Origin of the sequence: Variovorax sp. 679 (genome assembly GCF_003952185.1) — a bacterium.
Lineage (GTDB): Bacteria > Pseudomonadota > Gammaproteobacteria > Burkholderiales > Burkholderiaceae_C > Variovorax.
In genome coordinates this window covers 148,832-168,056 of the sequence record NZ_RXFS01000004.1, presented here as the reverse complement: position 1 = coordinate 168,056, position 19,225 = coordinate 148,832, and the positions used below count along the sequence as shown (strand labels likewise).

Below are 19,225 nucleotides of genomic sequence, written 5' to 3'. Positions count from 1 at the left end.
CCCCTCAAAACAAGAGGAGCGAGACATGCGCATCAAGAGTCAGGCGGACTTCTTTTCAGGAGTCATGTTCACCAGCGTGGGGGGCGCCTTCGCGATAGGCGCGACCACCTACAGCATCGGCGACGGCGCCCGCATGGGGCCGGGCTACTTCCCGCTGATGCTGGGCATCCTGCTGGCCGTGCTGGGCGCGATCATCATGTTCCAGGCGCTGGTGGTCGAGACCAACGACGGCGACCCGATCGGCAAGTGGGCCTGGAAGCCGCTGGCCTTCGTGCTCGGCGCGAACCTGGCCTTCGGCGTGCTGCTGGGCGGGCTGCCCAGCATCGGGCTGCCGGCCATGGGAATGATCATCGCGATCTACGCGCTCACGATCATCTCGAGCATGGCGGGCGAGCAATTCAAGCTGCGCGACGTGCTGATCCTCGCGACCATCCTGGCGGCCGGCAGCTACGTGGCCTTCATCTGGGCGCTCAAGCTCCAGATCCAGGTCTGGCCCACTTTCATCTCGGGTTGAGGAGCACACCGCCATGGAACTGTTCAGCAACCTCGCGACCGGCTTCGGCGTCGCGTTCACCTTCACCAACCTGCTGTACTGCCTGATCGGCTGCATCCTGGGCACGCTGATCGGCGTGCTGCCGGGCATTGGCCCGGTCGCGACCATCGCGATGCTGCTGCCGGCCACGTACGCGCTGCCGCCCGTGTCGGCGCTGATCATGCTGGCCGGCATCTATTACGGCGCGCAGTACGGCGGCTCGACCACGGCCATCCTGGTGAACCTGCCCGGGGAGTCGTCCTCGGTGGTCACCTGCATCGACGGCTACCAGATGGCAAGGCAGGGCCGCGCAGGCCCGGCGCTGGCCGCGGCCGGCCTGGGCTCGTTCTTCGCGGGCTGCGTGGGCACGCTGATCCTGGCCGCCTTCGCGCCGCCGCTGACCGAGCTGGCCTTCAAGTTCGGCCCCGCCGAATACTTCTCGCTGATGATCCTGGGCCTGATCGGCGCCGTGGTGCTGGCCTCGGGCTCGCTGATCAAGGCGGTGGCCATGATCGTTCTGGGCCTGCTGCTGGGCATCGTCGGCACCGACGTGAATTCGGGCGTGGCGCGCTACAGCTTCGACATTCCGGAGCTCACCGACGGCATCGGCTTCGTGGTGATCGCCATGGGCGTGTTCGGCTACGGCGAAATCATCGGCAACCTCTCGCAGCCCGACGACGAGCGCGAAGTGTTCACGCACAAGGTCAAGGGCCTGTGGCCGACCAAGGACGACTTCAAGCGCATGCTGCCCGCGGTGCTGCGCGGCACGGCGCTGGGTTCGGCGCTGGGCATCCTGCCCGGCGGCGGCGCGCTGCTGGCCTCGTTCGCCTCGTATGCGCTGGAAAAGAAGATCCGCATGCGCCCCGGCGAAGTGCCCTTCGGCAAGGGCAACATCCGCGGCGTGGCATCGCCCGAGTCGGCCAACAATGCCGGCGCCCAGACCTCCTTCATCCCGCTGCTGACGCTGGGCATTCCGCCCAACGCGGTGATGGCGCTGATGGTGGGCGCAATGACCATCCACAACATCCAGCCCGGCCCGCAGGTGATGACCAGCAACCCCGAGCTTTTCTGGGGCCTGATCGCCTCGATGTGGATCGGCAACGCGATGCTCATCATCCTGAACCTGCCGCTCATCGGCATGTGGATCAAGCTGCTGACGGTGCCCTACAGGTTCCTGTTCCCGGCGATCGTGCTGTTCTGCGCGATCGGCGTGTACTCCACCAACAACAACACCTTCGACGTTTGGATGGTGGCGGCCTTCGGCTTCATCGGCTATCTGTTCATCAAGCTGCGCACCGAGCCCGCGCCGCTGCTGCTGGGCTTCATCCTGGGCCCGATGATGGAAGAGAACCTGCGCCGGGCGCTGCTGCTGTCGCGCGGCGCGTGGAGCGTGTTCGTCACGCGGCCGCTGTCGGCGGGCCTGCTGATCGCGGCCGTGCTGCTGCTGGGCATCGTGCTGCTGCCGGCCATCAAGGCGAAGCGCGAAGAAGCCTTCGTCGAGGACTAGGCCCGCCCCCAGGCTGCGCGCACTTCGTGTCGCTTCGCCTTCCCCCTGCCGGGGGCAACACCTGCGGCCCGGCAAAGCCGGTTCCGCGATGTTCCTGAATTGAGAAAGGCCCGGAATTCCGGGCCTTTCTCATTTGAGGAACGCGTCGTAAGCGGTCTTCAGGATCAGCGCGCTCACCACCACGATGAACACCACCCGCACGAAGCCCGCGCCGTGCTTCAGCGCGACCCGGGTGCCGAGCACGCTGCCCGCCACGTTGGCCACCGCCATCACCAACCCGTAGTGCCACCAGACATGGCCCTTGGCCGCCAGCAGCACCAGCGCGGCGGCATTGGTCAGGGTGTTGATGATCTTGGCCGAGGCCGAGGCGTTGAGGAAGTCGTAGCCCATCCAGCGCACGAAGAGAAACACCAGGAAGCTCCCCGCACCCGGCCCGAAGAAGCCGTCGTAGAGCCCGATCGCAAGGCCGATGGCGCAGGCCGCCAGCGTCTCGGCCCGGCCGGAGAAGCGCGGCGCATGCATGCGCCCCATGTCCTTGCGCGCCAGCGTATAGAGCAGCACGCCCAGCAGGATGAGCGGCAGCGCCTTGCGCAGGAAATCGCCCGGGAACATGGTGACGCCCCAGGCGCCCAGCATCGAGCCTGCGAAACCGAGCAGCGCGGCCGGCCACAGGGCGCCCCAGCGCATCTGCACCCGCTGGCTGAACTGGGCCGCGGCGGCGGCCGTGCCCCAGATGGACGCGCTCTTGTTGGTGCCAAGCAGGGTCGCTGGTGGTGCACCCGGAAAAACGGCGAACAGCACCGGCACCAGGATCAACCCGCCTCCGCCCACTATCGAATCGACAAAACCAGCGAGCAGAGAGGCGCTCGTCACCACCAGCATTTCCATGGCGGCGATTGTCGCACCGGGATCGCTATCGAAAAGATAGCTTCATGACTCCATGCCGTCGGCACTGGAGCCTGGTTTGGCCAGGGAGAAAAAGCACCGCCGGCGCGATGCGCGCGGGCATAAAAAAGGCGCCGACCAGCGGCGCCTTCCAAAGTCGAACAGGCATCTCGTATGGAGCCTTTGAAGATTTTTCTTGTTGCTTGGGGGGATTGTCTCCTCGGACCCTCGGCACACGAGCAGGGCCCGTTCGCGAGTGCGCAGACTTTATGGGCACGCACCTCCTCAGTGCATTGGGAATTACCCGCTTTGCCTTACCGAAGAAGCCCGGTTTGCAAACCAAAGTGTTTCTGATAGTTAACGACGTGGCACGACTTGTGCACGGGGCGCCATGGTCCATCACTTGAAGAAGAAAGCGACCATGGCCCTGGCACCGCAAGCCTCCATCAACGCGGCAGACACCGCCTGGATGATGACCTCGACCGCGCTGGTGCTGCTGATGACGCTGCCCGGCATCGCGCTCTTCTACGCGGGCATGGTGCGCCGCAAGAACGTGCTGGCCACCATGGCGGCGGTGGTGGCGATCGCCGCGGCGGTCTCGCTGACCTGGTTCGCGGTGGGCTATTCACTCGCCTTCACCGAGGGCTGGCCCTGGCTGGGCGGCACCGGCCGCCTCTGGTTCTCTGGCTTCGACTATCTGAAGGAAGCCGGGCAGCTGGCGGTGAGCCACGTGGCGCCCAACGTGCCCGAGTCGGTCTACGCGATGTTCCAGCTGACCTTCGCGATCATCACCACCGCGCTGGTGCTGGGCGCCTTCGTCGAGCGCATGCGCTTCTCGGCGATCCTGTGGTTCGCGCTGCTGTGGAGCGTGCTGGTGTACGCCCCCATCGCCCACTGGGTGTGGGAGCCGGGCGGCTGGCTCGCGCAGATGGGCGCGCTCGACTTCGCGGGCGGCTCGGTGGTGCACGTCAACGCCGGCATCGCGGGGCTGGTGTGCGCCTACGCCCTCGGCTCGCGCAAGGGCTACGGCCGCGAGGCCTTCGAGCCCTACAACCTGGCGCTCACCATGACCGGCGCGGGCCTGCTGTGGGTGGGCTGGTTCGGCTTCAATGCCGGCTCGGCGGTGGCGGCCGACGGCCGCGCGGGGCTGGCGATGCTGGTGACGCACATCGCGGCCGCCGCCGGCGCCCTGAGCTGGATGCTCGGCGAGTGGATCGTGCGGCGCAGCCCTTCGCTGCTGGGCCTGTGCTCGGGGCTGGTCGCGGGCCTGGTGGCCATCACACCGGCGGCCGGCTTCGTCACGCCGCCGGCCGCACTGGCCATCGGCGCCATCGCCGGGCTGGCCTGCTACTGGGGTGCCACCGGGCTCAAGCACCTGCTGGGCGCCGACGACTCGCTCGACGTGTTCGGCGTGCACGGCATCGGCGGCATCGTGGGCGCGCTGCTGACGGGCGTGTTCGCCGACCCGCGCATCTCGGGCTCCACCGGCGACGTGCTGACGCAGGCGATCGCGGTCGGCAGCGTGGCCATCTTCAGCGCCACGGGAACGGCGGTGGTGCTGTTCCTGGTGCACGTGCTGGTCGGATTGCGCGTCGACGCCGACAGCGAGGTGCTGGGCCTCGATCTTGCACAGCACAGGGAACATCTCGGGAGCAGTTGAACCACCGACGGAGGAACCATGCCATCCATGTCCGAAAGCGAACGCATCGCCCTTGCCGCCCGCCTTCACGTGGCGCTTCGGCGAAAGCATGGCCGCGTGACCGACACCGAGTGGATGGCGACCAACGCCGAGTACGCCGCCGAGATCGTGCGCATGACGCGCGCGCACGCGGCGGACACCAAGGACGAGGAGCTCTACCTGCTTGCCACGCGGCTGGAGCAGGCGATGGAGCCGCTGGCACGCGCCGCCCGGCTGGCGGCGCGGCAGCCCGACGGCCAGCCGCCCACGCCGCCGCCGCGCTACGTCGGCGGGTTGCGCTGACGCGGACTCAGCTTGCCGCGAGCGCCGCCTTGCGGATCGATTGAAGCGTGCTGGCCGGCGTGATGGCCTCCGGGTCCAGCAGGCAATGCAGGATCGCTGGCTTGCCGCTGGCCCTCGCGCGGGCCAGCGCGGGGCCGAATTCCTCTGTGCTGGTCACGCGCTCGCCGTGGCCGCCGAACACCTCGGCATAGCCGCGGAAATCCGGGTTCTTCAGCTGCGTGGCGCTGATGCGGCCGGGATAGTGCTTTTCCTGGTGCATGCGGATCGTGCCGTACATGGCGTTGTCCAGCAGCACCACGATGATCGGCAGGCCGTACTGCACGGCGGTGGCGAACTCCTGGCCGTGCATCATGAAATCGCCGTCGCCGGCGAACACCACCACCTCGCGCTGCGGCCAGAGGCGCTTGGCGCCGACGCCGGCCGGCAGGCCGTAGCCCATCGAGCCGCTGGTGGGCGCAAGCTGGCTGGCGTACGAGCGGAACGGCCAGAAGCGGTGCACCCAGGTGGCGAAGTTGCCCGCGCCGTTGCAGAAGATGGTGTCGGCCGGCAGCACCTCGCGCAGGTGCTTCATGACCTCGCCCATCTGCAGCGGGCCGGGAATGCGGATCGGCGACGGATCGCTCCAGCGCAGGAAGTCTTCGCGCGCGGCCTTCGTCTCCGCCTGCCAGGCCGACACCTGCGCGGGGCGCAGCATGGACACGGCCTCGGCGAATGCCTGCGGCGTGGCGTGGATGCCTTGCGCCGGGCGATACAGCTTGCCGAGCTCGTCTGCGTCGGCGTGCACGTGCACCAGCGCCTGCTTCGGCTGGGGAATGGACAGCAGCTCGTAGCCCTGCGACGGCACTTCCGACAGGCGCCCGCCCACCAGCAGCACCAGGTCGGCACTGCGGATGCGCTCCAGCATGCGCGGATTGGCGCCGAGCCCCAGGTCGCCCGCATAGCTCGGGTGATCGGCCGACATCAGCATCTGGCGGCGGAACGAGCAGTACACGGGCAGCGAGAACGCTGCCGCGAAGTCCGCGAACTGCCGCGATGACTTCTCCGACCAGCGGCTGCCGCCCAGGATGACCACCGGCCGCTGCGCCTGCGACAGCCGCTGCTGCAGCTCGGCGATCTGCGCCGCGCCGGGATGGGTTTCGGTGACGGCATAGGGCTGCGCGTCGGCCACCGCCGCGGCCTCGGTCAGCATGTCCTCCGGCAGCGCGATCACCACCGGCCCGGGGCGGCCCGAGGTCGCGACATGGAAGGCGCGCGACACCAGTTCGGGCACCCGCGCCGGATCGTCGATCTGCACCACCCACTTGGCCATGGTGCCGAACACCGCGCCGTAGTCCAGCTCCTGGAAGGCCTCGCGGCCCAGCGCGTCGCGCGCGACCTGGCCGACGAACAGCAGCAGCGGCGTCGAGTCCTGGTGCGCGATGTGCACGCCGGCCGACGCATTGGTGGCGCCCGGCCCGCGCGTGACGAAGCACACGCCCGGCTTGCCGGTGAGCTTGCCCTGCGCCTCGGCCATCATCGTCGCGCCGCCTTCCTGGCGGCACACGGTCACTTCGATGGAGGCGTCGTGCAGCGCGTCGAGCACGGCCAGAAAGCTCTCGCCGGGCACGCAGAAGAGCTGCTCGACGCCGTGGGTGATGAGCTGGTCGACCAGGATCTGGCCGCCGGTGCGGGGTGTGGTCATGGGGTTTCCGATGAAATGAAGGAAGTCATTCGAGCGCGGCGCAGGCAGCGGCGATGCGCTCGCACGCCTCTTTCAGCTGCGCCATCGAGGTCGCATACGAGATCCGGAAGTACGGCGCCAGACCGAACACACTGCCCGGCACCACCGCCACCTCGAAGTCCTGCAGCAGGTAGCGGCAGAAGTCGCTGTCGCTTTGCAGCAGCGCGCCGCCGCGGGTGCGCTTGCCGAGCACGCCGGCGCAGCTCGCGAATGTATAGAACGCGCCTTCGGGCACGCGGCAGTGCAGGCCCGGCGCGCGGTTCAGCGCAGCGACCACGAAGTCGCGGCGCGCCTGGAAGTCGGCGCAGCGCTCGGCCACGATGTCCTGCGGCCCGGTCAGCGCCTCGATGGCCGCGGCCTGGCTGACCGACGAAGGGCACGAAGTCGTCTGGCTCTGCACCACGGCCATGGCCGCGATCAGCGCGCGCGGACCGGCGCCGTAGCCCACGCGCCAGCCGGTCATCGCATAGGCCTTGGACACGCCGTTCACCGTCAGCGTGCGCTCGCGCAGCCGCGGCTCCACCGCCACGGGCGTCGCGAAGGCCAGTCCGTCGTAGAGGATGTGCTCGTAGATGTCGTCCGCCAGCACCCACACCTGCGGATGGCGCAGCAGCACTTCGCACAGCGGCTTCAGTTGCTCTGCGCTGTAGGCCGCGCCGCTCGGGTTCGAGGGCGAGTTCAGGAACAGCCAGCGCGTGCGCGGTGTGATGGCGGCCTCGAGCTGCGCGGCATCGAGCCGGAAGCCGTTGGCTTCGGTGCCGGCCACGGGCACCGGCACGCCGCCGCAGATCTGCACGATGTCTGCATAGGAGGTCCAGTACGGCGCGGGCAGGATGACTTCGTCGCCGGGGTTCAGGCTGGCCATCAGCGCGTTGAAGATCACCTGCTTGGCGCCCGCGCTCACGCTGATCTCGTCGAGCGCGAAGTCGAGCGCGTTGTCGCGCCTGAACTTGAGCTGCACCGCCGCCTTCATCGCCGGGCTGCCGTCGAGCACGGTGTAGCGCGTGTCGCCGCGCCCGATGGCGCGCACCGCGGCCTCGCGCACGTTCTGCGGCGTGTCGAAGTCGGGCTCGCCCGCGCCCAGCACGATCACCGGGCGGCCCGCGCGCTTCAGCGCATTGGCGTGGTCGGTGATGCGCAGGATCTCCGAGACGCCGATGGCGCGCACGCGCTGTGCGGGCTCGAAAGCGATGGAGGTGGCGGTATCTGCTGTCACTTGGCGTAGGCCTCCAGCGGCTTGTCGTTGGGCTCCGCGATGAGCTGCTTCAGCGTCGTGCTCATCGGCAGGTTCAGGCTGGTGTTCTTCGGCGGAATGGCCGCCACGAACCACTTGGTGTAGATCTTCTCGAGGTCGCCGCTCTTCATCATGCGGCGCAGCGACTCGTCCACCGCGGCCTTGAAGGCCGGGTCGTCCTTGCGGAACAGCAGCGCGATCGGCTCCGAGCCCAGCGGCTCGCCCACGATGCGGTAGGCCGACGGATTCTTCGAGTTCGCGATGATCCCGGCCAGCAGGTTGTCGTCGAGCACGAAGGCATCGGCGCGGCCCGACTCCATCAGCAGGAAGCTCTCGAGGTGGTCCTTGCCGAGCATGGTGTTGTACGAGACGTTCTGCGCGCGCTCGCGCTTGCGCAGCAGCTGCACGGCAGTGGTGCCGGCGGAGGCCGACACGTTGCGGCCGGCGAGCTGGTCGAGGTTGGTGATGCCCGAGTCGACCTTGGTGGCCATGCGCACCTCGCTCACGTAAGTGGTGAGCGCGAAGGCCACCTGCTGCTGGCGCGCGGTGTTGTTGGTGGTGGGGCCGCAGCCGATGTCGAGCGTGCCGTTCTGCACCAGCGGGATGGTGTTCTGCGCGGTCACGGCCATGTACTCGAGCTTCGCCTGCGGAGCGATGTCCTTCAGCACGCGCTCGCACAGCTCGACGTGGTAGCCCACGTACTTCTCGCCCGCGCCCAGCATGTAGGCCATGGGCGGCGAGGCTTCGCGCACGCCGAGCACCACCTTGCCGCTGGACTTGATCTTGTCGAGCGTGCCGCCAGCGGCGGTCTGGGCCGTGGCGCCGAGCGAAAGTGCCAGCAGCGCGGCTGCGGCAGCGATGGCTTTGAAGGAAATCCTCATTTTTTCTGTCTCCTGGTTGTGGTTCTGGTTGCGATGAATGCATGCGGCTGCCGGCCTGGCGCACGAAGCGGCAGGCTCGGACAAGCCGGAAAGCGATCGGTCAGTCGCCGATGTCGAAGGTCACGCCCTGCGCCAGCGGCAAGGCGGTCGAGAAGTTGATGGTGTTGGTGGCGCGGCGCATGTACGCCTTCCAGCTGTCGGAGCCGGCTTCGCGTCCGCCGCCGGTTTCCTTCTCGCCGCCGAAGGCGCCGCCGATCTCGGCGCCGCTCGGGCCGATGTTGACGTTGGCGATGCCGCAGTCCGAGCCCGAGCTCGACATGAAGCGCTCGGCCTCGCGCATGTTCAGCGTGAAGATCGACGACGACAGGCCCGCGCCCACCGCGTTGTGCTGTTCGATGGCCTCGTCGAGCGAGCTGTAGCGCACCACATACAGAATGGGCGCGAAGGTCTCGCGCAGCACCGGGCCTTCGTGCGACTTCAGCTCCACCAGCGCGGGGCGCACGTAATAGGCGTCGTTCGTGCCGATGCCTTCCACGCGCTGGCCGCCGTGCACCTTGGCGCCGATCTCGCGGCTTTCGGAAAGCGCCTTCTGCATGCCGTCGAAGGCCGCGCGGTCGATCAGCGGACCGACCAGCGTGCCGGCCTCGCGCGGATCGCCTACCTGCACGTTGCCGTAGACCTTGGCGAGCTTGGGCACCAGCTGGTCGTACACGCTGTCGTGCACGAACAGGCGGCGCAGCGTGGTGCAGCGCTGGCCGGCCGTGCCCATGGCGGCGAAGGCGATGCCGCGCAGCGTGAGGTCGAGGTCGGCCGAGGGCGTGACGATGGCGGCGTTGTTGCCGCCGAGTTCGAGGATGGCGCGGGCGAAGCGCGCGGCCAGCTTCGGCCCCACCTGCCGGCCCATGGCGGTCGAGCCGGTGGCCGAGAGAACGGGCACGCGGTGGTCGTCCACCAGCACCTCGCCGATGTCGCGCTGGCCCAGCAGCAGGCCCAGCAGGCCTTCGGGCGCGTCGCCGAAGCGCTCGATGGCGCGCTGCGCGATGGCGTGCACGGCCAGCGCGGTCAGCGGTGTCTTCTCGGAAGGCTTCCACACCACCGGGTCGCCGCACACCAGCGCCAGCGCCGCGTTCCACGACCACACGGCCACCGGGAAATTGAAGGCCGAGATCACGCCGCACACGCCCAGCGGATGCCAGGTTTCCATCATGCGGTGCTCGGCGCGCTCGGTGGCCAGCGTGAGGCCGTAGAGCTGGCGCGAGAGACCGACCGCGAAGTCGCAGATGTCGATCATTTCCTGCACCTCGCCCGCGCCTTCGGACGGGATCTTGCCGGCCTCCAGCGTGACGAGCAGGCCGAGGTCGCGCTTGGCGGCGCGCAGTTCCTCGCCCAGCAGGCGCACCAGCTCGCCGCGGCGCGGGGCCGGCACGTTGCGCCAGGCCTTGAAGGCCTCGTGCGCGCGGCCGATGACCGCCGTGGCCTCGGCCGCCGAGGTCTGCCGCACCTGCGCGATCACCTCGCCGCTGACGGGCGAGCGCACCGTCAGCTCGCCGCCGATGTGGGCGTTGCGGGGAACGCCCAGGCGCTCCAGCAGCTGTTCGATTTCGGTGGCGACGGAAACGGGGGCTTGGGATTCGGACATGGACGCGCTCCGGGGAGGAGGTGAAGGAAATGAGCGGAAAGGGTCGGCGGAATGCGGCCAATATCTGCGAATCCCGCGCGATTGCCTAGTGAAAATATGGAAGGACCTGATGCGTTTCAGGAAGGATCCCAAGCCTTTGACGTGCGGTCAGCGCACAAGCCGGGTCGCCGCCAGGACCCACAGCATCACCAGCACCACATTGCTCGCCGCGAACAGCCCCAGCCGGTGCAGCACGTGGTTGTAGGTCAGGTGGACGACGCTGTGCAGCGCCCGCAGCCCGACATAAGCCCAGGCCAGCCAGACCGCCGCGGGCGTCGGCTGCACCGCCACGTAGAAGATCAGGCACACCACGTAGAACAGCACGGGCAGCTCCAGCAGGTTCATGTAGTTGCGGTTGGGGATGCGCACCGCGTCCGGCACGGCCTCCGACTCACCCAGCCTGAAGTCGGCCGCCCGGATTTCGCGGCGCAGCACGGCTCGAACGCGCGTGAAGGGGATGAGCAGCAGCACCATGCCGGTGAGGGCTGCGAGGGCGAAGACGGGGTAGAGGATCGAGGGGTTGTTCATAGTCGGCTCCTTGTTCAGCCCGGCCCCGGTGCCTCGGGCAACGGAATCTTCTGCCCCGCCGGCGACCCCGCCAGGCTCTGCGCGGGTCGCCTCAGCGTCGCGTCGAACGGATTGATCCTCGGCCCGATCGCCGCCGCCTCGCGCTTCAGCAATTCGACCACCGTCGGCATGCGATCCGCGTTCAGCCGGTCGGCGATCGTGCCCACGCTCAGCGCCGCCACCGCGCGCCCTTCGCGGTCGAGGATCGGCACGGCCACGCCGGCCATGCCTTCGAGCAGCCCGGTGTTGCGCCCCGCGTAGCCCTGCTGCCGCACGCGCTCGATCTCGGTGCGCAGATACACCTCGTCGTACACGCCGTACTCGCGCACGCGCGAGAGGTTGAAGCGGATCACCTCCTCGCGCTCGGCCTCGGGCAGGAAGGCGAGGATCGCGAGCGCGCCCTGCCCCACGCCCAGCGCGATGCGCCCGCCGATGTCGCCGGTGAACGAGCGGATGGGGAACGGCCCCTCGCTCCTGTCGAGGCACACGGCGTCGAAGCCGCTGCGCGCCAATAGAAAGATGCTGTCGCCCAGGCTTGCGCACAGCCGCAGCAGCACCGGCCGGCAGATGGAGCGCAGGTCGCCCGGGTTGCCCGCGCTCGCGGCAAGCGCGAAGAAATCGATGCTCAGGCGGTAGAGCTTGCTGCGCTCGTCCTGCTCGACCATGCCCTCGGCCATGAGCGACTGCAGCAAACGGTGCGTGGTGGCCTGGGTGAGGCCCACGGATCGTGCGATCTGGGTCACGCGGCCGCCCTCGGCCTGCACCGCGCCGAGCGCGCGAATCACCGAAAAGACGCGCGGCACGCCGCTGCTGCTGGCCGCGGGTGGCGCCGAAGTGGTCTCCATACCTTGCTCCTGTGGAATCCGAAGTATCAGTCGCGACCATCATATTTCATTGAACGGAATAAATTGAAGAAATATTCTGATTAATGGAATACCCGAGGCGATCTGGCGCAATCGTTGCAATAGAGTGAATCAAGAACAGCAAGCTGTCCATGGCCCGCACCAAGGTGAAACAAGGTGCCTGGAGCCATCTTTTTCGCCCCCGAAGAAAGGCCCGTTCCATGTCATTCCTCCGGCTCACCGACGTGACCAAGTTCTATGGCGCCACCCGCGCGGTGTCGGCCATGAACCTCACGGTGGAAAAGGGCGAGTTCGTCTCGCTGCTCGGCCCCTCGGGCTGCGGCAAGACGACCACGCTGCAGATGATCGCGGGCTTCGAGGCCGTGAGCAGCGGCCGCATCGAGCTCGCGGGCAAGGACATCACGCATGCCAAGGCCAACACGCGCGGGCTGGGCATCGTGTTCCAGACCTACGCCCTCTTCCCGCACATGACGGTGGCCGACAACGTGAGCTTCGGCCTGGAGATGCGCAAGATGCCCAAGGCCGAGCGCACCGAGCGGGTGAAGCAGGCGCTGGCGCTGGTGCACCTCGAAGCGCATGCCGGGCGCTACCCGCGCGAGCTTTCGGGCGGCCAGCGGCAGCGCGTGGCGCTGGCGCGCGCGCTGGTGATCGAGCCGCCGGTGCTGCTGCTGGACGAGCCGCTGTCCAACCTCGACGCCAAGCTGCGCGAGGAGATGCAGTTCGAGCTGCGCCAGATCCAGCGCAAGGTCGGCACCACCACGGTGATGGTCACGCACGACCAGAGCGAGGCCATGTCGATCAGCGACCGCGTGGTGGTGATGGAAGGCGGCTGCGCCACGCAGATCGATCATCCGCAGCGCGTGTATGAACACCCGAGCACGCGCTTCATTTCCACCTTCGTGGGCAAGGCCAACCTGCTCGATTGCCGCGTCTCGAACAGCGGCGCCACGCGCACCTGCGTCGAAGTCGGCGCGCTCTCGCTCGACGTGGACGACACCGGCTTCAGCGTCGACGCCGCCGCACTGCTGAGCGTGCGGCCCGAAAAACTCCAGCTGGTGCCGCCGGGCCGGGGCCGCCTCGACGGCGAGGTGCAGGAGCGCTTCTTCCTCGGCAGCCAGTGGCTCTACCGCGTGGCGACCGCCGTGGGCGAACTCACGGTGCTGAGCCCCAACGACGGGCGCGAAGCGCTCGAGGAAGGCAGCCGCACCGGCATCGACTGGCCGGCTCACTGCATGCGGCTGCTGCCTGCGGAAGAAAAGGCCGTCGCAGCATGAGCGCCACGAAGAGCAAAGCCACCCCGTGGTGGCTCTCCGGCCCTGCGCTGGTGCTGTTCACCGTGCTGCTGCTGGTGCCGCTCGCGCTCACGGCGGTGCTGTCGTTCAACGTGTACGACCCGGCCACCGGCCCGAAGTCCGGCGAGTTCACGCTCGCGCACTACGCGCTGGTGTTCTCCGACTCCTACTACCTCGGCATCTTCTGGCGCACCTTCTGGGTCTCCGCGCTGGTCACGCTGATCTGCGTGCTGGTCGGCGCGCCCGAGGCCTATGTGCTGAGCCGCATGCGCAACCCCTGGCGCTCGGCGCTGCTGCTGGTGGTGCTGGCACCGCTGCTGGTGTCGGTGGTGGTGCGGGCCTTCGGCTGGAGCATGCTGCTGGGCCCCGAGGGCGCGGTGAACGCGCTGCTGCAGTTCGTCGGCATCGGGCCGGTGAAGATCCTCTACACCAGCGCGGCCGTGGTCATCGCGCTGGTGCACGTGATGCTGCCCTTCATGGTGATCCCGGTGTGGACCTCGCTGCAGAAGCTGGACCCGGGTGTCGAGAACGCTGCCCTCTCGCTCAACGCCACGCCCTTCACCACGCTGCGGCGCATCGTGCTGCCGCAGGTGATGCCGGGCATTCTCTCGGGCAGCCTGATCGTGTTCGGCCTGGCCGCGAGCTCGTTCGCCATTCCGGGCCTGCTGGGCGGACGCCGGCTGAAGATGGTCGCGACCATCGTCTACGACGAATACCTGAGCGAGCTCAACTGGCCGCTCGGTGCGGCCGTGGCGCTGGTGCTGCTGGTAGCGAACCTCGTCGTGATGCTGAGCTACAACCGCCTCGTCGAAGGCCGCTACAAGAAAGCGCTGGGCTGAAGCCATGACTAAGAACGGCCCCATCGCCCTCGCGTTCAACGCGCTCGTCATCGTCTTCATGCTGGCACCGCTGGTGGTGGTGTGCGTCGTGGCGTTCACGCCCGAGAACACGCTGACCATTCCGACCACGCACTTCTCGCTGCGCTGGTTCGAGGCGGTGTTCGCGCACCCCGACTTCATGCAGTCGTTCTGGAACAGCCTGTGGCTCGCGCTGAGCTCGGCCACCATCGCCACGCTGCTCGCTGTGCCGGCCGGCATGGCGATCACACGCTACGAGTTCCCGGGGCGCAACTTTCTCAACGGCCTGTTCCTCTCGCCGCTGATCGTGCCGCACCTGGTGCTGGGCGTGGCGCTGCTGCGCCTCTTCTCGCTGGTGGGCGGGGCGGGCAGCTTCGGCTGGCTGGTGCTGGCGCATGCGCTCATCGTCACGCCCTACACGCTGCGCCTGGTGGTGGCTGCGCTGGTGGGCTTCGACCGCAGCGCCGAGCAGGCCGCGCTCTCGCTGGGCGCGAGCCAGGCCACGGTGTTCAGGCGCATCACGCTGCCGATGATCCTGCCGGGCGTGACGGGCGGCTGGATGCTGTCGTTCATCAACAGTTTCGACGAAGTGACGATGTCGATCTTCGTCACCTCGCCGAGCACGGTCACGCTGCCGGTGCGCATGTACATGTATGCGACGGAGTCGATCGACCCGCTGATGGCGGCGGTGTCGGCGCTGATGGTCGCGGTGACCGCCTTCGCGATGGTGCTGCTCGACCGCGTGTACGGGCTCGACCGCGTGCTGGTGGGGCGCAGATAAATGAAGATGACCATGACTGCACACGCATTGCTTCACCGCGTAGCCGAGAAGACCGGCCGCGAGGCCGTGCCCTTCACGCTCGACGGCGAACCCGCGAGCGCCCTGGCCGGCGACACCGTGCTGACCGCCGTGCTCACGCAGTGCGGCCAGCTGCGCCGCAACGAGTTCAGCGGCCAGCCGCGCGCGGGCTTCTGCATGATGGGCGCCTGCCAGGACTGCTGGATCTCCACGAGCGAAGGCGATCGGTTTCGCGCCTGCTCGACCTTCATCGCGCCGGGCATGACGCTGGTCACCGGAAGGAACGGCGCATGACCGCGACGGCAAAAGAGATCCGCCCCGTGATCGTCGGTGCCGGCCCGGCCGGGGTGCGCGCGGCGCAGGCGCTGGTGGCGCATGGCCTGCGGCCCGTGGTGATCGACGAGGCCCCGCGCGCCGGCGGCCAGATCTACCGCCGCCCGCCCGTAAGCCTCGCACAGCGGACCGCGCGAACGCTCTACGGCTTCGAATCGAAGCGCGCAGACGCAGTGCACGCGGCCTTCGACGCGCTGCGCGGCAGCATCGAGCACCACCCCGACAGCCTCGCGTGGAACGCGCAGGACAAGGTGCTCGACGTGATGCACAACCCCACGCTCGGCAACCGCCGCGTGCCCTACAGCCATCTCATCGTGGCGACGGGCGCCACCGACCGCGTGCTGCCCGTGCCGGGCTGGACGCTGCCGGGCGTCTACACGCTGGGCGGCGCGCAGGTCGCGCTCAAGTTCCAGGGTTGCGCCATCGGGCGGCGGGTGGTGTTCATGGGCACGGGGCCGCTGCTCTACCTGGTGGCTTATCAATATGCGAAGGCCGGCGTGGACGTGGCCGCGGTGCTCGACACGGCGCGCCTCGCCGACCAGATCGCCGCCGCGCCTGCGATGCTGGCGCAGCCTGCCGTGCTCGCAAAGGGCATGTACTACGTGGGCTGGCTGCGCACGCACGGCGTGGCGCTGCACAGCGGCGTGCGTCCGCTGCGCGTGCTCGGCGATGAGGCGCAGGGCCGCGTCACCGGCGTGGCATGGCAGGACGGCAATGAAGAGCGCTCAGTGGCATGCGACGCCGTCGGCTTCGGCTACGCGCTGCGCTCCGAAACGCAGCTCGCCGATCTGCTCGGCTGCCGCTTCGAGTACGCACCGCTGCACCGCGCGCACCTGCCGGTGCGCGACGCGGCGGGGCGCTCCAGCGTGGAGGGCGTGTACCTCGCAGGGGACGGCGCCGGCATCATGGGTGCGGACGCGGCCGAATGGGCGGGCGAGCGCGCGGCGCTGGCGCTGCTGGCGGACGCAGGTATCGCCATCGACACCGCGCGTGCTGCAGAACTCGAACGCAAGCTCGACAGGCTCGCCGGATTCCGCCAAGGCCTCGAACGCGCCTTCCCAGTACCGCAGGACTGGGCTGCGCATGCAAGCGACGACCTCGTGATCTGCCGCTGCGAGAACGTCACCGCCGGCACGCTGCGCCAGACCATCGCCAACACCGGCGCCGACGAGATGAACCGCCTCAAGGCTTTGTCACGCGTCGGCATGGGCCGCTGCCAGGGCCGCATGTGCGGCGCGGCGGCGGCCGAGATCCTCGCCCATGCGACGCGGCAACCGCTGCAGCAGGTGGGCCGGCTGCGCGGGCAGGCGCCGATCAAGCCGATTCCGATCAGGCTCGTGCCGGCCGAAGGGAGCGGCGCATGAGTTCGATCAGGAAGCTGCGCACCGACGTAGCCATCGTCGGCGGCGGCATCGTCGGTTCTTCCGCCGCGCTGGCGCTGCGCCGCATGGGCCTCGGCGTGGTGCTGCTGGAGCGCGACCTCTGCGGCTCGCGTTCCAGCGGCGTCAACTACGGCGGCGTTCGCCGCCAGGGCCGGCCGGTGAGCCAGCTGCCGCTGGCGCAGCGCGCGCATCGCATCTGGGGCAACCTGGCCGGGCTGCTGGGCACCGACGGCGAATACATCCGCTCGGGCCATTTCAAGATCGCGCGCAGCGAATCGGACATGGCCTCGCTCGAACGCTACCGCGCGTTGAGCAGCGACTTCGACCTGGGGCTGGAGCTGATCTCCGCCGCGCGCCTGCGCGAGCAATGCCCGTGGCTCGGCACGCGCGCCGTGGGCGGCTCGCTGTGCGCGGAAGACGGACAAGCCAATCCACGCCTCGTGTCGCCGGCCTTCGCGCTCGCGGCACAGCGCGCGGGCGCTCAGGTCTTCGAACGCCACAAGGTCGACGAGGTGGCGCACGACGGCGCGATGTTCATGGTGCGCAGCGGCAACGCGCTCGAAGTGCAGGCGCCGGTGCTGCTCAACTGCGCGGGCGCCTGGGCCGGCGCCATCGCCAGCCAGTTCGGCGAGGCGCCGCCGATGTTCGCGCGCAGCCCGCTGATGGCTGTGACCGAGCCGGTGCCGCATTTCATGCAATGGAGCCTCGGCGTGGAAGGCGGCGGCATCTACTGCCGGCAGGTCGCGCGCGGCAACGTGGTGCTGGGCGGCGGCACGGGCATCACGCTCGATGCCGAACGCTCGCGCGCCGAGCGCGACGGCATCGCCACGCTCGCGGTTCAGGCCGTGGAACTGCTTCCCGCGCTGCGCCATGCCCACATCATCCGCACCTGGGGCGGCACCGAAGGCTACCTGCCCGACCGCGAGCCGGTACTCGGGCCCAGCCGCACCACGCCCGGCCTGTTCCACGGCTTCGGCTTCGCGGGCGCGGGCTTCCAGATCGGCCCCGCCGCCGGCGAGGTGCTGGCCGAACTCGCGCGCGACGGCCGCACAGAGACACCTATCGACGCCTTCGCCATCGAGCGCTTCGACAGCGTCGCCGAAGAATCCCTCACCGTTTCCCCCACCTGACCCTGATTGGAGAGCATCGCCATGTCCCGCACTGCCAAGTCTTCTTTCCTTCTCGTCCCTCTCGCCGCGGCGTTGCTCGCGGCAGCCGGCGGCGCCGCCGCGCAGACCAAGACCCTCTACATCGGCATGAACGGCGGCACGATGGAGAAGGCGTACACGCAGTACGTCTTCCCCGCCTTCGAGAAAGCCTACGGCGCAAAGGTGGTGGTGGTGCCCGGCACTTCGTCCGACATCCTCGCGAAGGCGCAGGCCAACAAGGACAAGCCGCAGATGCACGTGATGTTCCTCGACGACGGCGTCATGGTGCGCGCCATCGGCATGGGCCTGTGCCAGAAGCAGAAGCCAAGCCAGTCGCTCGGCGAGATCTACCCGGCCGCGCGCTTCAAGGACGACATGGCCAGCGGCGTGAGCCTGGGCATGACGGGCCTGGCCTACAACGCGAAGATGTTCAAGGAAAAGGGCTGGGCCGCGCCCACGTCATGGATGGACCTGGCCGACCCGAAGTACAAGGGCAAGGTGGTGTTCCAGTCGATGTCGTCGTCTTCCTTCGGGCTGCACGGCTTCCTGATGTTCAACCGCATCCAGGGCGGCAACGACAAGAACGTGGAGCCCGGCTTCAAGGCCTGGCCCACCACCATCGGGCCGAACGTGCTGGAGTACATCCCGAGCTCGGCCAAGCTCTCGGAGATGGTGCAGACCGGCGAGGCGGCTATCTTCCCGCTGACGCCCACGGCCGTGGCCGCGATGAAGAGCAAGGGCATCCCGGTCGAGTACGCGCCGCCCAAGGAAGGCGCGGTGGTGCTCATGGTGGGCCAGTGCGTGATCGCCAACAACACCGAGCCCGAACTGTCGCAGAAGCTCGCCGAGTTTTTGCTGAGCCCGCTGGCCCAGGCCAACGTGCTTCAGTACGGCGCGCAGATTCCGACCAACCCCAAGGCACCGGTGGTGGGCGAAGGCGCGGCGCAGGTGGCCGACATCAACAAGTGGATGAAGACCGCCGTGACCATCGACTGGGAGAGCATCAACGCGAACCGGCCGGCCTGGAACGCACGCTGGAACAAGACCATCGAGCGCTGAGCCGCCGCATCATTCCCGGCGCAAGGGCCGCAGGTTTTTCTTGCGGCCTTTTCTTTTTTTGTGATCCGATGTCGAAACCGCGCCGCGCCACGCGACATTGTCCAGGCGAGGCATGGTGCCGCGCCGTCACCTGAAGGAAGATCGTCATGGAATACATGCTGCTGCTCTTTTCGGACCCCACCGGGTTCGCGGCCCTGACCCCCGCGCAGACGAGCGAAGCCCTGGCCGCCTACGGCGCCTACGGCGAAGCCCTGCGCAAAGCCGGTGTGATGCGCCACAGCAGCCGGCTGAGGCCGGCGACCACGGCCACCACCGTGCGGCTGCAATCCGGCAAGACCGAAGTGCTCAACGGCCCCTTCGCCGACACGCGCGAACAGCTCGGGGGCTACTACCTGATCGACGTGCCCGACCTCGACGCGGCCCTGTCCTGGGCCGCGCGCTGCCCTGGCGCGAGCCACGGCGCGGTCGAGGTGCGGCCGCTCTGGCCCGCCACCGACTACTGAGACC

At 68.6% G+C, this 19,225-nt stretch carries 19 protein-coding genes; 12 read left to right on the top strand and 7 right to left on the bottom strand.

Annotated elements, in window-relative coordinates; genetic code table 11:
• Positions 1-25 precede the first annotated feature (25 nt).
• On the top strand, positions 26-514 hold the full coding sequence (locus tag EJO71_RS11275) for a tripartite tricarboxylate transporter TctB family protein (protein ID WP_125948804.1): 489 nt from the start codon (positions 26-28) through the stop codon (positions 512-514).
• A gap of 13 nt (positions 515-527) precedes the next feature.
• The gene (locus EJO71_RS11270) at positions 528-2,039 is read left to right on the top strand and encodes a tripartite tricarboxylate transporter permease (RefSeq protein ID WP_125948803.1); all 1,512 of its coding nucleotides are present in this window, start codon (positions 528-530) and stop codon (positions 2,037-2,039) included.
• A 129-nt stretch (positions 2,040-2,168) separates the two neighbouring features.
• Here the strand turns inward: EJO71_RS11270 and EJO71_RS11265 are convergent, their stop codons facing one another.
• A complete protein-coding gene (locus EJO71_RS11265) occupies positions 2,169-2,927 on the bottom strand; it encodes a TSUP family transporter (RefSeq protein WP_125948802.1) in 759 nt (252 codons plus the stop codon).
• A 418-nt stretch (positions 2,928-3,345) separates the two neighbouring features.
• On the opposite strand from EJO71_RS11265, the gene EJO71_RS11260 reads away from it, so the two are divergent.
• Positions 3,346-4,584, top strand: a complete 1,239-nt coding sequence (locus tag EJO71_RS11260) for an ammonium transporter (protein ID WP_125948801.1) — start codon at positions 3,346-3,348, stop codon at positions 4,582-4,584.
• Positions 4,585-4,602: 18 nt separating this feature from the next.
• Positions 4,603-4,905, top strand: a complete 303-nt coding sequence (locus tag EJO71_RS11255; RefSeq protein ID WP_093206947.1) for a hypothetical protein — start codon at positions 4,603-4,605, stop codon at positions 4,903-4,905.
• A 7-nt stretch (positions 4,906-4,912) separates the two neighbouring features.
• Here the strand turns inward: EJO71_RS11255 and EJO71_RS11250 are convergent, their stop codons facing one another.
• The 6 genes from EJO71_RS11250 to EJO71_RS11225 all read right to left on the bottom strand — a co-directional run bounded on the left by EJO71_RS11250 (position 4,913) and on the right by EJO71_RS11225 (position 11,830).
• The gene (locus EJO71_RS11250; RefSeq protein WP_125948800.1) at positions 4,913-6,586 is read right to left on the bottom strand and encodes a thiamine pyrophosphate-binding protein; all 1,674 of its coding nucleotides are present in this window, start codon (positions 6,584-6,586) and stop codon (positions 4,913-4,915) included.
• 25 nt (positions 6,587-6,611) lie between these two features.
• Positions 6,612-7,841, bottom strand: coding sequence for a pyridoxal phosphate-dependent aminotransferase (locus EJO71_RS11245; RefSeq protein WP_125948799.1), 1,230 nt, complete (start codon positions 7,839-7,841; stop codon positions 6,612-6,614).
• On the bottom strand, positions 7,838-8,740 hold the full coding sequence (locus tag EJO71_RS11240; protein ID WP_125948798.1) for an amino acid ABC transporter substrate-binding protein: 903 nt from the start codon (positions 8,738-8,740) through the stop codon (positions 7,838-7,840). Before EJO71_RS11240 ends, EJO71_RS11245 begins: the two co-directional genes overlap by 4 nt.
• Before the next feature lie 100 nt (positions 8,741-8,840).
• Complete coding sequence (locus tag EJO71_RS11235) at positions 8,841-10,379, bottom strand: aldehyde dehydrogenase family protein (RefSeq protein WP_125948797.1); 1,539 nt, start codon at positions 10,377-10,379, stop codon at positions 8,841-8,843.
• Positions 10,380-10,526: 147 nt separating this feature from the next.
• Complete coding sequence (locus EJO71_RS11230; RefSeq protein WP_125948796.1) at positions 10,527-10,946, bottom strand: MAPEG family protein; 420 nt, start codon at positions 10,944-10,946, stop codon at positions 10,527-10,529.
• Positions 10,947-10,960: 14 nt separating this feature from the next.
• Positions 10,961-11,830, bottom strand: a complete 870-nt coding sequence (locus tag EJO71_RS11225) for an IclR family transcriptional regulator (protein WP_125948795.1) — start codon at positions 11,828-11,830, stop codon at positions 10,961-10,963.
• A gap of 218 nt (positions 11,831-12,048) precedes the next feature.
• Here EJO71_RS11225 and EJO71_RS11220 point away from each other — a divergent pair, with 218 nt between their 5' ends.
• The 8 genes from EJO71_RS11220 to EJO71_RS11185 all read left to right on the top strand — a co-directional run bounded on the left by EJO71_RS11220 (position 12,049) and on the right by EJO71_RS11185 (position 19,221).
• Positions 12,049-13,122, top strand: coding sequence for an ABC transporter ATP-binding protein (locus EJO71_RS11220; RefSeq protein WP_125948794.1), 1,074 nt, complete (start codon positions 12,049-12,051; stop codon positions 13,120-13,122).
• Positions 13,119-13,979 (top strand): ABC transporter permease, encoded by an 861-nt coding sequence (locus EJO71_RS11215; protein WP_125948793.1) that lies wholly within the window; start codon positions 13,119-13,121, stop codon positions 13,977-13,979. The genes EJO71_RS11220 and EJO71_RS11215 overlap by 4 nt, the downstream gene beginning before the upstream one ends.
• Positions 13,980-13,983: 4 nt before the next feature.
• Positions 13,984-14,778: an ABC transporter permease gene (locus EJO71_RS11210; protein WP_125948792.1), complete on the top strand. Its 795-nt coding sequence runs from the start codon at positions 13,984-13,986 to the stop codon at positions 14,776-14,778.
• Between the two features lie 6 nt (positions 14,779-14,784).
• Positions 14,785-15,090 carry a (2Fe-2S)-binding protein gene (locus tag EJO71_RS11205; RefSeq protein ID WP_125948791.1) on the top strand — a complete coding sequence of 102 codons (306 nt, stop codon included), beginning with the start codon at positions 14,785-14,787 and terminating at the stop codon, positions 15,088-15,090.
• Complete coding sequence (locus tag EJO71_RS11200) at positions 15,087-16,493, top strand: NAD(P)/FAD-dependent oxidoreductase (protein ID WP_125948790.1); 1,407 nt, start codon at positions 15,087-15,089, stop codon at positions 16,491-16,493. The genes EJO71_RS11205 and EJO71_RS11200 overlap by 4 nt, the downstream gene beginning before the upstream one ends.
• Positions 16,490-17,641 carry an FAD-dependent oxidoreductase gene (locus EJO71_RS11195; protein ID WP_125948789.1) on the top strand — a complete coding sequence of 384 codons (1,152 nt, stop codon included), beginning with the start codon at positions 16,490-16,492 and terminating at the stop codon, positions 17,639-17,641. The genes EJO71_RS11200 and EJO71_RS11195 overlap by 4 nt, the downstream gene beginning before the upstream one ends.
• Before the next feature lie 21 nt (positions 17,642-17,662).
• Positions 17,663-18,718: an ABC transporter substrate-binding protein gene (locus EJO71_RS11190; protein WP_125948788.1), complete on the top strand. Its 1,056-nt coding sequence runs from the start codon at positions 17,663-17,665 to the stop codon at positions 18,716-18,718.
• A gap of 146 nt (positions 18,719-18,864) precedes the next feature.
• Positions 18,865-19,221 (top strand): YciI family protein, encoded by a 357-nt coding sequence (locus EJO71_RS11185; RefSeq protein WP_125948787.1) that lies wholly within the window; start codon positions 18,865-18,867, stop codon positions 19,219-19,221.
• Positions 19,222-19,225: the final 4 nt, after the last annotated feature.

Bases quoted from the DNA above. Each gene is read 5' to 3' on its own strand.
- EJO71_RS11260 (WP_125948801.1), top strand. From the start codon at position 3,346: ATGGCCCTGGCACCGCAAGCCTCCATCAACGCGGCAGACACCGCCTGG.
- EJO71_RS11275 (WP_125948804.1), top strand. From the start codon at position 26: ATGCGCATCAAGAGTCAGGCGGACTTCTTTTCAGGAGTCATGTTCACC.
- EJO71_RS11220 (WP_125948794.1), top strand. From the start codon at position 12,049: ATGTCATTCCTCCGGCTCACCGACGTGACCAAGTTCTATGGCGCCACC.
- EJO71_RS11230 (WP_125948796.1), bottom strand. From the start codon at position 10,946: ATGAACAACCCCTCGATCCTCTACCCCGTCTTCGCCCTCGCAGCCCTC.
- EJO71_RS11210 (WP_125948792.1), top strand. From the start codon at position 13,984: ATGACTAAGAACGGCCCCATCGCCCTCGCGTTCAACGCGCTCGTCATC.
- EJO71_RS11265 (WP_125948802.1), bottom strand. From the start codon at position 2,927: ATGGAAATGCTGGTGGTGACGAGCGCCTCTCTGCTCGCTGGTTTTGTC.
- EJO71_RS11215 (WP_125948793.1), top strand. From the start codon at position 13,119: ATGAGCGCCACGAAGAGCAAAGCCACCCCGTGGTGGCTCTCCGGCCCT.
- EJO71_RS11200 (WP_125948790.1), top strand. From the start codon at position 15,087: ATGACCGCGACGGCAAAAGAGATCCGCCCCGTGATCGTCGGTGCCGGC.
- EJO71_RS11190 (WP_125948788.1), top strand. From the start codon at position 17,663: ATGTCCCGCACTGCCAAGTCTTCTTTCCTTCTCGTCCCTCTCGCCGCG.
- EJO71_RS11255 (WP_093206947.1), top strand. From the start codon at position 4,603: ATGCCATCCATGTCCGAAAGCGAACGCATCGCCCTTGCCGCCCGCCTT.
- EJO71_RS11185 (WP_125948787.1), top strand. From the start codon at position 18,865: ATGGAATACATGCTGCTGCTCTTTTCGGACCCCACCGGGTTCGCGGCC.
- EJO71_RS11205 (WP_125948791.1), top strand. From the start codon at position 14,785: ATGACCATGACTGCACACGCATTGCTTCACCGCGTAGCCGAGAAGACC.
- EJO71_RS11225 (WP_125948795.1), bottom strand. From the start codon at position 11,830: ATGGAGACCACTTCGGCGCCACCCGCGGCCAGCAGCAGCGGCGTGCCG.
- EJO71_RS11195 (WP_125948789.1), top strand. From the start codon at position 16,490: ATGAGTTCGATCAGGAAGCTGCGCACCGACGTAGCCATCGTCGGCGGC.
- EJO71_RS11235 (WP_125948797.1), bottom strand. From the start codon at position 10,379: ATGTCCGAATCCCAAGCCCCCGTTTCCGTCGCCACCGAAATCGAACAG.
- EJO71_RS11250 (WP_125948800.1), bottom strand. From the start codon at position 6,586: ATGACCACACCCCGCACCGGCGGCCAGATCCTGGTCGACCAGCTCATC.
- EJO71_RS11240 (WP_125948798.1), bottom strand. From the start codon at position 8,740: ATGAGGATTTCCTTCAAAGCCATCGCTGCCGCAGCCGCGCTGCTGGCA.
- EJO71_RS11270 (WP_125948803.1), top strand. From the start codon at position 528: ATGGAACTGTTCAGCAACCTCGCGACCGGCTTCGGCGTCGCGTTCACC.